At 41.3% G+C, this 16225-nt stretch carries 10 protein-coding genes and 1 other annotated feature (1 of these 11 running past the window's edge); all 10 genes read left to right on the forward strand.

The window, feature by feature from the left end:
* Window positions 1-208: a binding site (T-box leader), on the reverse strand; it reaches 27 nt to the left of the window's first position.
* 264 nt (window positions 209-472) lie between these two features.
* The 10 genes from BUQ87_RS08660 (at window position 473) to BUQ87_RS08705 (ending at window position 16223) form a co-directional block, all read left to right on the forward strand.
* Entirely contained in the window at window positions 473-2647 is a 2175-nt protein-coding gene (locus tag BUQ87_RS08660) for a sensor domain-containing diguanylate cyclase (RefSeq protein WP_159434294.1), read from the forward strand.
* 72 nt (window positions 2648-2719) lie between these two features.
* Entirely contained in the window at window positions 2720-4867 is a 2148-nt protein-coding gene (gene recD2 / locus BUQ87_RS08665; RefSeq protein ID WP_038263166.1) for an SF1B family DNA helicase RecD2, read from the forward strand.
* Between the two features lie 343 nt (window positions 4868-5210).
* On the forward strand, window positions 5211-6950 hold the full coding sequence (locus tag BUQ87_RS08670) for a methyl-accepting chemotaxis protein (protein WP_038263163.1): 1740 nt from the start codon (window positions 5211-5213) through the stop codon (window positions 6948-6950).
* A gap of 727 nt (window positions 6951-7677) precedes the next feature.
* Window positions 7678-8352: a GntR family transcriptional regulator gene (locus tag BUQ87_RS08675; protein WP_052635997.1), complete on the forward strand. Its 675-nt coding sequence runs from the start codon at window positions 7678-7680 to the stop codon at window positions 8350-8352.
* Window positions 8353-8479: 127 nt separating this feature from the next.
* A complete protein-coding gene (locus tag BUQ87_RS08680) occupies window positions 8480-9658 on the forward strand; it encodes a M24 family metallopeptidase (RefSeq protein WP_038263160.1) in 1179 nt (392 codons plus the stop codon).
* 415 nt (window positions 9659-10073) lie between these two features.
* Window positions 10074-10589, forward strand: a complete 516-nt coding sequence (locus tag BUQ87_RS08685) for a TRAP transporter small permease (RefSeq protein WP_038263158.1) — start codon at window positions 10074-10076, stop codon at window positions 10587-10589.
* A gap of 13 nt (window positions 10590-10602) precedes the next feature.
* Window positions 10603-11883, forward strand: coding sequence for a TRAP transporter large permease (locus BUQ87_RS08690; protein ID WP_038263157.1), 1281 nt, complete (start codon window positions 10603-10605; stop codon window positions 11881-11883).
* A gap of 43 nt (window positions 11884-11926) precedes the next feature.
* Window positions 11927-13123, forward strand: a complete 1197-nt coding sequence (locus BUQ87_RS08695; RefSeq protein ID WP_242943820.1) for a M20 metallopeptidase family protein — start codon at window positions 11927-11929, stop codon at window positions 13121-13123.
* Window positions 13124-13174: 51 nt separating this feature from the next.
* Window positions 13175-14233, forward strand: coding sequence for a TRAP transporter substrate-binding protein (locus BUQ87_RS08700; RefSeq protein ID WP_159434295.1), 1059 nt, complete (start codon window positions 13175-13177; stop codon window positions 14231-14233).
* 94 nt (window positions 14234-14327) lie between these two features.
* Complete coding sequence (locus tag BUQ87_RS08705) at window positions 14328-16223, forward strand: aldehyde ferredoxin oxidoreductase family protein (RefSeq protein WP_038263152.1); 1896 nt, start codon at window positions 14328-14330, stop codon at window positions 16221-16223.
* Window positions 16224-16225 lie beyond the last annotated feature (2 nt).

The raw sequence follows: 16225 nt of genomic DNA on the forward strand, positions 1-16225 counted from the left end.
TACCACCTTAATTACCCCATAAACATGGGGTATCTCATTTTGGTTCAATTAAACCTCAAGTCTGTATCGGGACTTCCCGGCATTTCTTACTCTATTTCAGAAATGCTGCTCCGGAGTGATTTGTCAAATAATACTGCTGCCAGTTTCCACCACCCACTGGCTCTCTATGAGCAAAAATTAAAAGACCTGTCTCCGTCGATGCGTATAGCGGTATTTATTTTTTGATTATTCTGAATTTTAGCATCTTTGAAAGCTCCTGTCAACAATATAAAAAATATTTTTTGGGCACCGAGTGCCCAAAATGTATAAAATAAAGTTTAAACAGGGCAGTTAAGTAGTGGCTGAAGCAATTCATTTGGGTATCAATTTAAAAGGCTGTTTGATTGGAAGACATGGAAAAGGAGGTGTATCGTATATGATTTTTATAAGGCGGAGATTTAAATATTTAAGCCGAGAGCTTGCAAATACATATATGACCTATCCATTAATAATACAAAAAAAAGCGATACAGATTTTGAATGTCAATGCGGGAATAATAGCTATATCGCTAGTGCTTTTTGCACTTAAGATATGGAGTATAAACAGTTATTCATTTAGTTTGCATGACAATGCAGCCAGTGTTGCACAGCTATTCATTGTCATAATTTTATCGGCACTTTCTATAAATTATATATTCAAGGAGGAGCCTGAAAAAGCTGTATACATGCTTTTTGCAAGCATGGCATCAATATTTTTTAAGGACATTGCTTCGGGAGTATTGGATAAAATGGACATTATGACAATTGAATTTTATGACACGATGTTTGTCCTTGCATCCATAATGATAATAATGTCATTTCTGGCAATGAAGAAGGAACAGCTAACTATAACGTCAATTGCAGCAATACTAATCCTCGTGATAGACTATTCTATCTACTCTCAGATCAGGGGTGTAGAAATGGATTTTGCCCATATGGGCATTATGGTAGTTGAGTTTATACTCTTTTGCATTTTTTCATATATGAGCTTCACTATATACGAAAAATCAATTACAAGCATAATACAGGCGGGCGAGATATCTACAAAAAAATATAATGCTCTTTTTGAGAGCATGTCTGATGGGTTTGTATACTGCCAGCTTGTATTTGACGACTATGGAGAGCCGTCTGATGCGCTGATAATGGAGATCAACACTTCATTTGAAAAAATAGTCGGAATAAAACCGGGAACATGCAAGAGGGAAATGCTTTCAAAATTATATGGAGAGCTTTTCATAAAGGACGAGTCGTGGATTCAAAAGCTTTATGATGTGGCGTTCAATGGGAGAGAGATAAAGGTTCGAAAGAAGCTTAAAGACAGGTGGCTGTCTGTACACAGCTTCAGTCCTGTAAGGGGTTATTTTGTAATAATGTTGAGGGATGTAACAGATAGCGTGCTTGCAAGTGAAAAGCTCAAGGAATCTGAGCAGCTTTACAGAAACCTCATAGAAAATTCACCGGATGCCGTTGTAATGACTGATATGCAAGGGAATATTTTAATGGCGTCTCCAGTGAGTGAGGCCATACTCGGATATGAATGTGAAGCGATTGAAGGCAAGGATATATCAAATGTAATAGATGAACGTGAAAGGGCAGTTTTTTTGAAATCAATTCAAAATTTGCTTTGTGAAAAGTCAATTGTGACAAAAGAATATACCGGGGTAAAATGTGATGGCAGCAGGGTCAATTTGGACATAAACATGAATCTTATAAAAAATGCCGGAGGAAGAATAGTAAAGATGCTATTTTTCATAAGAGATTCGAGCGAAAGGAAGAAGGCGGAAAGGACATTCAAAAAGATTTTTCACTCGCACAGCTCAATGATGTATCTTATGGACATGGGTAAAAAGGAGATAGTAGATGCCAACAGGTCTGCAGTAGTTTTTTATGGATACCAATTGGTGGGCATGAGCATATACGACATAGCGGCAGATGAGAGGCAAAAGCTTGATATGGATATGCAGAATGTGGTTCAAAGAGGAAGCATGAATTTTGAAGAAAAACATATCATATCGGATGATACCATAAGGGACATGAAAGTGAGCATGTCCATGGCCCATGTGGAAGGCAAAAAATATGCATTTGCCATATTGAATGATATAACGGAGGAGAAAAAGGCAAAGGAGATGCTTGAAAAACTTTCCGTTACAGACAGGCTCACAGGAATATACAACAGGCTTAAGTTTGACAGGGACCTGGAATTTGAGATTTCATTTGCAAGAGAGAATGGCTATGAATTCTCTCTTATAATGATAGACATAGACCATTTTAAAAGGGTAAACGACACATATGGACATGACGTGGGCGACATAGTCCTGCAGCAGCTTGTGGAAGTTGTCAAAATGCAGATAAGGGATACAGATATATTTGCGAGGTGGGGGGGGGAGGAGTTTATAGTAATGGCCAGAATGTCAGGTGTTTCAAAAGCCCACAGCCTCGCAGAAAGAATAAGGGAGAGCGTGCAAAATTCAGAGTTTAAAATAGTAGGGCATATAACGTGCAGCATAGGAGTGTCATCATATATGGACGGTGATACAGAAAAGAGCATAGCAAAAAGAGCGGATGAGGCGCTTTATGCGGCCAAAGAGGGCGGAAGAAACAGGGTTGTAGACCAGCAAATGCATCATTAGGGCTGCAATGGGGTGCAATCTCTGGTATTATTAATACTAAGAAGATATTATTATATATGAACGGATGATGGTATGGATACGCTTAGTGGAATAGTTGAGAGAATAACATATGAGAATGAGGAAAATGGCTTTAGCGTTATAAAGATAAAGTCAAAGGTATCGCACGACCTTATCACCATTGTGGGCAACATGGCGGGGGTAAGCGTGGGCTGCGTATTGAAGCTCAAGGGGTTTTGGAAGACAAACGGCAATTACGGAAGGCAGTTTACAGTGGTTGAATATGAGGAGTCTGTTCCAGCTACTGTAAAGGGCATAGAAAAATATCTCGGAAGCGGGCTTATAAAGGGCATAGGTCCCGTGAATGCAAAGCGCATAGTCTCAAGATTTGGCGAGAAGACAATAGACATAATAGAAAACGAATCGCATAGGCTATGTGAGATAGACGGCATAGGTAAAAAAAGAGTTGATATGATAAAGAAGGCCTGGGAAGAGCAAAAGGACATAAAAAACATAATGCTTTTTTTGCAGGGGCACGGTGTATCAACTTCTTATGCGGTTAAAATATACAAGCAGTACGGGAATGAGAGCATAGAAATAGTGAGTGAAAATCCGTACAGGCTTGCAGGGGACATCTGGGGGATTGGATTCAAGACGGCCGACAGCATAGCCAGGAACATGGGGTTTGCTCAGGACTCCATTGAAAGGTGCAAGGCGGGGATAGTATATGTTCTCAATGAAAAGTCGAATGAGGGCCATTGCTTCCTATACTCCGAAGAGCTTCTTAAAAGCGCTATGGAAATACTGGAAATACAGGAAGATATAATACTTCAAGGGCTTCGAGTAATGAGAGAGGAGGAGCTTCTTGTTGTGGAGGAAGATGCCGTATACGTGCCAGCGCTTTACTACAGTGAAAAGGGGGCAGTCGGAAGGATTGACGACATAACAAGGGGCAACAGCCCATATGATGGAAAGGATATATCGGTAATAATAGAGACCATACAGTGCAAAGAAAATATAAAATACGACAGAGTGCAGATTGACGCAATAAACACTGCAATAAAATCAAAGTTCATGGTGCTTACGGGGGGGCCTGGAACTGGAAAGACGACCACCACCAATGCCATAATAAAGATATTTGAGAGCATGGGGGCCAGGGTGTCTCTTGCAGCTCCAACAGGAAGGGCAGCAAAGAGGATGAGCGAGACCTCGGGAAGAGAGTCAAAGACGATACACAGGCTGCTTGAATTCAAACCGCCTGCGGGATACCAAAGGAACCAGGACAACAGGCTGGATTGCGATGTTTTGGTGATAGACGAGGCGTCGATGATAGATATTGTAATGCTCAACACGCTTTTAAAGGCCGTGCGGGACGAATGCGTGGTAATATTTGTGGGGGACGTGGACCAGCTTCCTTCCGTGGGGCCGGGAAAGGTACTTTCCGACATAATAGATTCGGATATGGTTTCCGTGGTAAAGCTTCAGAGGATATTCAGGCAGGCGATGGGAAGCAGTATAATAACAAATGCCCACAGGATAAACAAGGGTGAATATCCAAAGCTTTCAAACGGGAAGGGTTCCGATTTTTTCTTCATAGAGGAGGAAAATCCGGATGCAGTTGTAGAGCAGATAAAGGGGCTTTGTTCAAAAAGGCTTCCAAAATACTATAATATCGACAAGGTAAGCGACATACAGGTGATATGCCCAATGCAAAGGGGAAGCACGGGGACTCACAATTTCAACCACGTGCTTCAGGAAATACTGAACCCTTCAAAAATATCCATAAGCTATGGGGGAACCGAGTACAGGACGCATGACAAGGTGATGCAGATAAAAAACAATTACGACAAGAATGTATTCAATGGTGACATAGGAAGGATAAAGTCCATAGACACAGAAAGCAAATCCCTTGTGATAACATTTGATGACAGGGATGTCGAATACGACATATCGGACATGAGCGAAGTGATGCTTGCGTATGCGACAACTGTTCACAAGAGCCAGGGAAGCGAGTACAAGGTAGTAGTTTCACCGGTGACAACGCAGCACTTCATGATGTTACAGCGAAACCTAATATACACCTGTATAACTAGGGCAAAGAAGATACTCGTGCTTGTAGGAAGCAAAAAGGCAGTCGCAATGGCAGTCAAAAACAACAAGATAGTCCAGAGGAATACAAGGCTCAAGGAAAAACTCGTGGATGTAAAAAGCAGCAGTATGTAAAAAATATAAATCATAATTGCGACTGAATGCCATTATGGACTGAAAAGTTCATGGACTATAAAAAGAGAGTCTGAAGGTAAAGGCTTTCGGGCTGCTTGACAAGGCTTAAAATGATGAGATAAAGTCCTTAAGACAAAAGGGCTTTTATTTTTTTGGTCATGAGTAATAAGATCGATTAAATCGAAAAGGCAGAATATAAAATTCATTTTAAATTTTAAGGAAAAGTTAAGGCGAATACTGGTTATGGTATGCTTGGAGATGGTATAATTTTTATTGGTGGCAAAATACATCGAAAAACATCGAAAAGAGTCGGAAATATTAAAAAGAAGGGGATGATTGTAACTTGAATAAGCTAACAGAGGCTATTAAGTTTTCAGGGAGCATAAAGAGACAGTTTTCCATAATAACGGTGATTATGATAATGCTGACATCTATATCGCTTTCGTTTATGGCTTACAACAGGTCGAGCTCAATGCTTGTGGAGAATCTTGGTAAAAGGGCGCTTTCAATAGCAAGGGGATCAGCGCAGGAAATTGACATACATGAACACGAAAGCATAAAGTCAAAAGATGATATGGAAAGCGAGTCTTACATAAAAATAAGGGAAAAGCTCATGGAAATCAAGAACGTGAGCGGAATAAAATTCATATATACTGTCAGAAGAGACAGTAGCGGCAGGTTCATATACGTGGTAGATGCGTCGGGGGAAGCCTCTTCGGAAGTAGGCAAATATGAGGACGGCTATGACGAAATCTTTTCAAGGGTATACAGCTCAAATGACGGATATGTGGAAGCAAAAATAGACGTAACAAGTGAAGATGGGGCTCTTGTTACAGCGTATTATCCGCTTAAGGACAGCACAGGAAGCACGGTTGGCATACTCGGCGTCGACTACGGGGTTGACGATGAGTACAATTCGATAAAAAATCTCAAGTATTCAATGATACTGTTTTCTATTTTAATTGCAGGGGTGGCTTCAGCATTGGCGGCGGCCTTTTCTCTAAAGATAGCGGGCCCTATAACTAAAGTTGCCAGCGCAGCGGAAAAAGTGTCAAAATACGACGTATCGATTGACAGGATTGACGACAGCCAGGGCGGCGAGGTTGGGACTTTGGCATCGAGCATAAACGTCATGGTCGAGAATATGAGGGGTCTTCTTTCGAATATTAAGGACACCACATCCAATCTTTCTAATATAAGTGATACAATAGAGGATTCGTGTGGTAGTGTAAATGATTCAAGTGTCGAGATAGCAGCTTCAATAGAAGAGATAGCGGCAGGGGTTTCAAGCCAGGCTTCTGACGCTAGGAAAAGCGTTGATATGGGGGAAGAGCTTGCGGGTAGAATAGATGGCATTCAAATGGGTCTTGAAACGGCAGCTGAAAATGCAAAGGTAATGAAGGAAAACAATGAGACGGGAAAAGATTCCATATTAAAGATGGAAGAAAAGTTTTTTGAAAACAAGCAGGCCAGCGAGGAAATCTCAAAGAGCATTGAAAGACTTAGCGAGAGCTCAAAATATGCAGGAAGCATAGTCGACGCCATAAGAAAAATCGCATCGCAGACAAATCTTCTTGCGCTTAACGCTTCAATAGAGGCTGCAAGGGCGGGAGAGCATGGCAAGGGATTTGCAGTGGTAGCACAGGAAGTTGGAGCACTTGCAGGGCAGTCTGAAGAGTCAGTAGGACAGATAGAAGAAATAATAACAAATATGCTTTCGGTGATAGAATATACGGCTGTGAGGATGGAAAAATCACAGGAGAGCTTCGATTCTATGGATGAATACGTTAAGAACACGAGCAGTTCGTTCGAGTCTATAAGTACATCTGCGGACGAGCTGATAAGCCAGATTTCGATTTTGGGAAAAGACATAGAAATGGTTTCAAGCGCAAAGGATACAGTAATAGAGTCTATAGTGAATACAAGCAGGGTTTCTGAGGAGTCGTCGGCAGCAATAGAGGAGATGAGTGCTGCGACAGAGCAGCAGTCCTATATGATGGAGGACATAGCAAGCAAGGCTTATGAGCTAAACGACATTGTAAAAAAACTTTCAACAGAAATGGACAGGTTTAAGCTTGAATAAATAGGAGCTTTTGCAAAACAAAAAATCCGGCACTTGCCGGATTTTTTGTTTTTAGGGTATTTCCAGAATGTCCATACATTTGTATCAATAATAAATCAGAAATAGAAGAATTTTAAAAATATAGGCTCATTAACACGCAAATAGATTGTTGTTAAAATTAAAACCAGCAATTATTAAAAAAGAATCATAAATATACAAAAAATATGTTTAAAAAAAGAATTCCAGGGAAACTATAAATATAGTTTCTTAATGTGAAAAGATTATATATTAAAAAGGGTCACCTGAATTAATGTATACTAAATGCAAAGCTGAAAACGTAAATTTGAACTTCGGAGAAGAACACCATAAAAATTGTGTAGAAAACTGAAAATTATATTGATTTTTTGAAACTTTATGTATATAATTAGCTTAAGAAAATCAATTGTCGACAGTAGACATTAAAAACAATGTTCAGCAGATACAAGCCTGGAGTGTGGGGATGATTATTCGAGATGAAATTTTTCAACACATTAAAAATATACCAAGGAGGATGTATTTGAGTGAACATTTTTTTAAAGCCACCAACTGTCGACAGTAGACAAAATATGCGGTTAAAAAAATATCATAAAAATGATTAGAGTTAAACTGATGAGTTTTCAGAGAGCAAGTATGCTGAAAACTTATCTGAATAATTTGAAATTGAATTGTAGCCTGTATTGTGCAGTAAACTTCAAAGGGTGGTGAATCTATGGCTGGTGCGGTATTGGAAGATAGATTCAAAAGAGAAAATCTATCTGAAATAGTAATAGAATATATAAAGGAACAGATAATAACAGGAAGATATGAAGAGGGGGATCATATTCCTGAAACCGAAATAGCAAATGAACTTGGAATAAGCAGGGCTCCTGTTAGAGAGGGCATAAGAGAGCTTCAGAATATGGGCATAATAGAGTTTGTCCCAAGGAAAGGGAACTATGTATCCGCTTTTACAGATGAAGACAAGAAGGAGATATTCGACATAAGGCTTCTTCTTGAAGGAGACATGATAGAACTAATAATCAAGGAAAATAAGCTAAGTGAAAAGGATTTCAAGCACCTTACAAAGATAGTGGACGAAATGCTTCAAATAAGCATGAAAGATAAGGATATGATGGAAAAGGCTGTTGCACTCAGTAGAAAGGATATTGAATTCCACAAGTACATCTGGGAAAGATCAGGGAGCAACAGAAGGGCTCAAATACTTGAACAGCTCCACTTCCAACTTCAAATGGCTATGATATATGACACAAAGCTAAGCGGAGACCTTCAGATGACGGCAAAGGAGCACTATGAAATAATAGAATACCTAAAGGCCGGAGACATACAAAGCTGCAAGACTGCATTGAGAGGACACATTGTCTCTTATAGGGATGGTGTTTTCTAATAGATCAATTTATAGTTTTTTCATAAGGTGGTTTGGAATCCTGCATATTCAGCAGGGCATTATTTTAAAAATAGGATTTCAAAAACGAATGAAAAGATTAATATTTAAAGATTAAGGGGGAAAGAAAATGGAAAGGATTCTAAATTTCAGCAGAGAAGAATATGTTGAAAGAGTTAAAAAAACAAAGGAATCCATGAGTCACAAGGGAATTGATGCACTTATCGTAACAGATCCTGCAAACATAAATTACCTTACAGGATTTGACGGATGGTCATTTTACGTTCACCAGGGACTTGTAGTGATGCTTGGAGAAGAAGAGCCAGTATGGTTTGGAAGAGGTCAGGATGCCAATGCGGCAAGACTTACAAGCTGGCTTTCGGATGACCACATAAGGGCATACACAGATGACTATGTACAGTCTCTTGTGAAGCATCCTATGGAATTTGTGGCAGACATAATCAAGGAAAAGGGATATGACAATAAAATAATTGCAACTGAAATGGATGCATACTATTATACGGCAAAATGCCAGGAAAGCCTTCAAAAGAGCCTTCCAAACGCCAAGTTTGCAGACGGAAACCTAATTGTGAACTGGGTGAAAATAATAAAATCTGATGCAGAAGTGGAATTTATGAGAAGAGCCGCAAAAATTGCTGAAAAGGCGATGACTACGGCTGTTGATTCCATAGCCGAAGGAGTAAGGCAGTGCGATGCCGCTGCAAATGTATACCATGCGCAGATAAGTGGAACAAAGGAGTATGGTGGAGACTATTGCTCTATAATACCACTTATGCCTGCAGGAGTCAGAACTTCAACTCCTCACCTGAGCTGGACAGACGAGCCCTATAAGAATGGGGATACTGTAATACTAGAGCTTTGCGGTAACTATAAAAGATACCACTGCCCGCTTTCAAGAACGCTTACAGTTGGGGATGCTCCTCAAAAGGTGAAAGACCTTGCAAGTGTGGTTATAGAGGGGCTTACAATTACCCTTGAGAGCATTAAACCTGGAATGACATGTGAAGAGGCTGAAAGGGTATGGGCAAAGAGCATAGCAAAAAGCGGATTCATAAAGGATTCTAGAATAGGATATTCAACGGGTCTTAACTATCCGCCTGACTGGGGCGAGCATACAGCAAGCTTCAGACCTGGAGACAAGACCATGCTAAGGCCTAACATGACTTTCCACATGATACCTGGAATATGGCTTGACGACTGCGGAGTGGATATGAGTGAATCATTCAGAATCACAGAAAACGGATGCGAGACATTCACAAGCATTCCTAGAAAACTATTTGAAAAATAAAAAAATGACCCCTGTGTTAGGGGTCCAATGAATTAAGAAGCAATGACTAACTGCCGCTAATCAAACATCAATAATCGCCACTCAATAAATTGCCAATAAAATAACTTTCGCCAAAAGATATTTTATTAGAATATCGAAAAAGTTTCAAGTATTTTCTTAAAGATTTAAAAAATATTAAGGTTTGACTTTTAATATTGAAAAATTCAATTGAATGGGCAGGGTTCATAGTTGTATGTACATATGTGAAAAGCAAAGCCCCCTTTGAACAGCTTGGCTTTCATCAAAAGATCATTAATTTGATGTGCATCATTATATCAGATTATGAAATCTTGTCCATTTGACCCATATTGAAAATAAAAGATTGCTTTTCAAGAAAATGTATTTAATGTGAGTATGAGAGTGAAGGAGGTTCGAAATGAAAACCGAAAAGAAAATTACTGGTGCACTCTCCAAAGTTGAAGAAGCCATACTTAGCTATTCTGTAATAATAATGGCTTTAATACTTATAGGAAACGTTGTAAGTAGATCAGTGTTCAACATGAGCTGGACATTTGCAGAGGAGATAGGGCAGGCTCTTACAATAATAATGACATTTGCAGGGATAGGCTATGGAGCGAGAAAGGCAAGGCACATAAGCATGTCGGCGATATTCGACATCGTGCCGACCAACATAAAGAAAATATTCATGTATGTAATATCTTCGGTCACTTCGGCATCAATGTTTTATCTTGCATACCTGGGACTCAGATACGTTCAAAAGGTCCACATGCTTGGAAGGGTTACCCCTGCGCTTAGGATACCCATGTATCTCATATATATGATAGTTCCCATAGGTTTTGCGCTTGGAGGAATTCAGTATGCTTTGAACTTTATAAAAAACGTGAAGGAAAAAGATGTATTTTTGTCTACGGAAAGAGGCCTTAGGGATTAGGAGGTGAAGCCTTGTGGTAACTACTTTGATGATAATAATGGTTGTGCTTTTGCTTTTAGGTTTTCCTATGATGGTGCCTATGATAATGGCTCCTCTAGTGGTAATAATAATGTACTTCCCAAATATGGACCCGTCGATGATGACACAGCAGCTTATTGCCGGAATACAGACATTTGTGCTTCTGGCGGTGCCGATGTTCATATTTGCAGCAGATATAATGTGTGCAGGCCAAACTGCAAACAGGCTTTTGGATTTTGTTGAAACGTTTGTCGGACACATACACGGCGGACTTGCAATAACAACTGCGGCGGCATGTACACTGTTTGGATCGATTTCAGGATCTACTCAGGCGACGGTTGTTGCGATAGGAAAGCCTATGAGAGAGAAGCTTTTGGAAACGGGATACAGCGATGAGGATGTAATGGCTCTTATAATAAATGCCAGTGACATAGCGCTGCTTATACCTCCGAGCATAGGTATGATAATGTATGCCGTTGTAACCGGGGCGTCTGTAGGAGAACTGTTCATAGCAGGTATAGGGCCTGGTCTTCTAATACTTCTTGTATTTTCGCTGTACAACTACTTTATAGCAAAGAAAAAGAAGTATCCTAAAAGACCAAAGGCGACATGGGGCGAAAGAGGAAAGGCGACAAAAAGAGCCTTGCTTCCATTTGGATTCCCAGCAATAATAATAGGCGGTATATATACAGGTGTATTCAGCCCTACAGAGGCTGCGGCTGCATCGGTTCTATATGCAGCAATACTTGAAATAGTAATATTCAAGACTGTAAAGATTTCAGACCTTCCGAGGATAGCACTTTCAACAGGACTTGTAACAGCAGCGGTTTTCATACTGGTTGCAGGAGGACAGGCGTTCTCATGGACAATATCTTACGCCAAGATACCTCAGATGATAACCGCAAGCGTACTTGGAACTGACCCGTCAGCTATGAAGATACTGATAAACGTTACACTATTCTACTTCGTGGGATGCATGTTTGTCGATCCTATAGTCGTAATAATAATACTTACGCCTATATTCTACCCTATAGCCATAAATGCAGGAATAGACCCTATACACCTTGGAGTTCTTATAACACTTCAGGCGGCGATAGGCTCAGCAACGCCACCGTTTGGATGCGACATATTCACGGCGTGTGCGGTGTTTGACAAACCGTACCTTAAAGTAATAAGAAACACCCCGCCATATATATTCATGCTGGTGTCAGTTGCAATAGCAATGATGTTCTTCCCTGAAATCGCCCTTTCGGTAAGGGACATAGCACTCAAGTAGAAATATTTTAAAATAACACACTTACAGAGAAGGTGGGAATGGTATGATTGACTCTTTAATGGACATAAAAAAAGAAGTTGAAAAGCTAAATGACGAGATTATAGAGCTTAGAAGAGATTTCCACATGCATCCGGAGCTTGGATATGAGGAGTTCAGGACATCTGGGATAGTCAGGGAATATCTTGAAAATCTAGGGATTGAAACCCGCATAGTAAATGAAACAGGGGTTGTGGGTCTTTTAAAAGGGGGACATCCTGGGAAGACTGTTCTTTTAAGGGCCGACATGGACGCTTTGCCACAGCAGGAAAAAACGGATGTGGACTACAAGTCAAAGGAAGAAGGCAAAATGCATGCATGCGGTCATGACGGGCATACTGCCATGCTGATGATTGCGGCAAAAATACTTTCGAAAAGCAGCGAAAAGATAAACGGAAACATCAAATTTGTTTTCCAGCCAAATGAAGAATCGGCAGGGGCTCTTAACATGATAAATGAGGGCATAATGGAAAACCCTAAAGTGGACGCAGCTTTTGCAACTCACCTTTGGACCCCCATAGAAAGCGGGAAGATAGGGGCATCGGCGGGGCCTGTGATGGCGGCAGACGAGGAGTTCGAACTTACCATATTCGGAAAGGCCGGACATACATCGGCTCCGCACAAGGGTTTGGATCCAATACTTGTTGCGACAAATGTTGTACAGGGACTGCAGTCTTTGGAAACCAGAGAGACCGACCCTTTAAAGCCTATAACAATAATGGTTGGAAGGATACATGGAGGAACAGGCAGAAACATAATACCTGAAAAAGTCCAGCTTTCCGGAACAATAAGATTCCTGTTTGAAAATGAAGCAGAGGAAAAGGCAATTCTACTTGAAAAGTTTGAAAGGCTTGTAAAGGGAATATGCGATGCAATGGGCACGGGCTATGAGCTGGAATACATCCCGAGCAATCCGTCTCTAATGAATGACCATGAAATGGCTCAGATAGCGAAAAAGTCTGCACAAAAAACTCTCGGAGAAGCATGTCTTGTAGACTACAGGTGCATGGGGGGAGAAGACTTTGCAGAGTTCACACACAGAGTTCCAAGCGTCCTTTACTTCATAGGGACTGGAAATAAAGATAAAAAGACAGACTATCCTCACCACCACCCAATGTTCAATATTGATGAGGATACGCTTCAAACGGGTGTTGAGATGCATGTTAGAACGGCTCTTGAATACCTTAACGGATGCAATGAGTAATATTGCATCCGAAAACAGTGTCGACAGTAGACAAATATGAGGAGGGTAATTATGAAAAAGAGAATGTTTAGCCTAATATTAGCTGTGTCAATGATTGCTGCACTACTTACGGGATGCGGAGGAAGCTCAGGCGGAGGAGAGCAGACCGCTGACGGAGAGCAGACCTACAACTGGAGATTCGCTCACGAAGAGCCTGTGGGAAGCATACAGGACCAGTATGTTCACAAGTTTGTCGAAACACTTTCAGAAAAATCTGGAGGAAGAATAAATGTTGAAGTCTACCCTGTTGGACAGATAGGGGATGCGACTCAGCAGACTGAGCTTCTTCAAAACGGAGGAATAGAGTTTGCAATGGTTTCACCAGGAAATACAGGAACAATAGTTCCGGAAAACCAGCTTTTCTCACTTCACTTCCTTTTCTCTGACGACATGGAAAAGAACAAGGAGATATTCAAGACAAGCAAGGCTTTAAATGAAATGCTTTCAGCTAAATACCTTGAGAAGAACATAAAGGTGCTTTCTTACTGGCCTGAAGGATTCATGCAGTGGACGAGCAGCAAAAAACTTGAAAAGCCTTCTGACTTTAAAGGATTCAAAATGAGAACAATGCCATCACCAATGATAGTTGCGGCATACGAGGCTTACGGTGCCAACCCTACGCCTGTTCCATACATGGAGGTTTACAGCGGACTTCAGCTTAAGATGATAGAAGGACAGGAAAATCCACTTTCGGCTATAGAAGAGATGAAGTTCTGCGAGGTTCAGGATTACCTTACTCTTTCAGATGCAAGCCTTTATGTGACTACAACATCTGTAAACCCTCAGTTCTTTGACGGACTTCCTGAAGACATACAAAACATAATACTGGAAACTGCAGCTGAGATGGAAGACTATGGATTCCAGATACAGGCGGAGTTAAACGGTGGAGCACTTGAGCAGATAAAAGCTACTACCGACGTAGAGGTTATGACTCTTACTCCAGAGCAAAGGGAAGAATTCAAAAAGGCAAGCATGAGTGCAAGAGACAAGTATGTTGGAATGGTTGGAGAAAAAGGAAAAGAGATACTTGACGCCCTTGTAAGCGAGATAGAGGCGATAGAAAGCAAATAAGCAAAAATAAATCCATTTATATATGTGGGAAAGGCCGGCTTTTAGCCGGCCACACATATAATACACGAATAGCATATGAAAAGGAGGAATATGTATGAGACTATTTCCAGATGCAAGCATACTGGACATAGACCTGGGTACGAAAAAAGTTGAAAAAAGAACGCTGCCAGGTGAAACATATAGACAATATCCGGGAGGTTCAATACTTGGTTTGTATCTTTTAATGAAGGAAATGGACCCAAAGGTCGATCCGCTTTCTCCGGATAATATGCTTATATTTTCGGTATCGGCCCTTACGGGGCTTCCGATAAGCGGAATAAGCAGGATGGTCGTAACGACAAAGAGCCCTCTGACTGGAACCATAGGTGACAGCCAGGCGGGAGGTTTTTTCCCGGTCCACATGAAGGGGAACGGATATGATTCAATAGTTATAAGGGGAAAGGCGGATTCGCCGGTATACATCTATATAGACGGGGACGACATACAGATAAGAGACGCTTCAAACATATGGGGAAAAGTCACAGGAGATGCCGAGGAAGCCATAAGGGCGGATCTTGGCGAGAAAAATGTTGAAATAGCACAGATAGGCCCGGGTGGAGAAAATCTTGTAAACTACGCATGCATAATCAACATGTGCAACAGGGCCAATGGAAGAAATGGAACAGGCGCCGTGATGGGCTCTAAAAACCTCAAGGCGATAGTCGTAAAGAAGAAAAATGGACAAAAGGCATACGATGCACAAGATTTCAAGGAACTTTCAGGATCGGTGAAGACAAAACTTGAAAACAACCCTTCTGTCGCCGGTCTCGGGAAGTATGGAACTGCGGGAGATGTAGAAAGCTTTAGCGACGAGGGATTTTTGCCTACGAACAACTGGACAAAGGGTCATTTCCCGGAAGGCGCAAAGAGCACTACAGGGGAGACAATGTACAACACAATACTCAAGGAAAGGGACACATGCTTTGCATGTGCGGTAAGGTGCAAGCGTGTAGTGGAAGTGCCGGGGCTTGTAGACCCTCTATACGGTGGACCTGAATATGAAACTGCGGCAACGTTTGGTTCGTACTGCGGAGTTTCAAGTCTGGAGGCGGTATGCCTTGCAAACCAGCTTTGCAACATGTATGGGCTTGATACCATATCATGCGGTGCAACAATAGCATTTGCAATGGAATGCTACGAAAAGGGACTTATAACAAAAGAAGATACGGACGGAATAGAGCTTGAATTCGGAAACGCCGATGTTCTTGCGCCGCTGATTGAAAAGATAGCAAAGCGTGAAGGATTTGGAGAGCTGCTGGCACTTGGAAGCAAAATAGCTTCTGAAAAAATAGGAAATGGAGCGCAGGACCTTTTCATGGGAGTCAAAGGGCAGGAGTTTCCAGCACATATGCCCCAGTACAAGCCTGCTGTGGGAATGGTGTATGCAGTCAATCCTTTTGGGGCGGACCACCAATCGAGCGAGCACGATCCATTCCTTGTAATGCCTGCTGACAGCCAGGAAAGAATAAATGTTGCAAAAATAGGGATGGTCAAGGGATATGACAATCCATTTGAAATAGATGACGAAAAGGTCAGGTTTGCATTTGACAGCCAGTGCTATTTCTCAATGCTGGATTCGCTGTGCCTTTGCCAGTTTGTATGGGGACCTTCGTGGGAGCTTTATGGACCGTCTGAGCTTGTAAACCTTTGTAGAAGTGGAATTGGATGGGACACTTCTGTATTTGAGCTGATGAGAATAGGCGAGAGAAGGATTAATATGATGAGGCGCTTCAATGCCATGGCAGGGTTTACGAAAGCTGATGACAAGCTGCCAAAGAGAATGTTTGAGCCAATGCCAGCGGGGCCGTCAGAGGGAGTTCAGCTTGACGAGAAAAAATTCAATGAAGCGCTTGAGCTGTACTATGCATATGCAGGCTGGGACAGTGAGACTGGAAATCCTACTGACACAATACTTAGAAAACTTTCGCTGGGATGGCTTTTAAAGCAGTAAAA

Origin of the sequence: Peptoclostridium litorale DSM 5388 (genome assembly GCF_900141635.1) — a bacterium.
GTDB classification, from domain to species: domain Bacteria; phylum Bacillota; class Clostridia; order Peptostreptococcales; family Peptostreptococcaceae; genus Peptoclostridium; species Peptoclostridium litorale.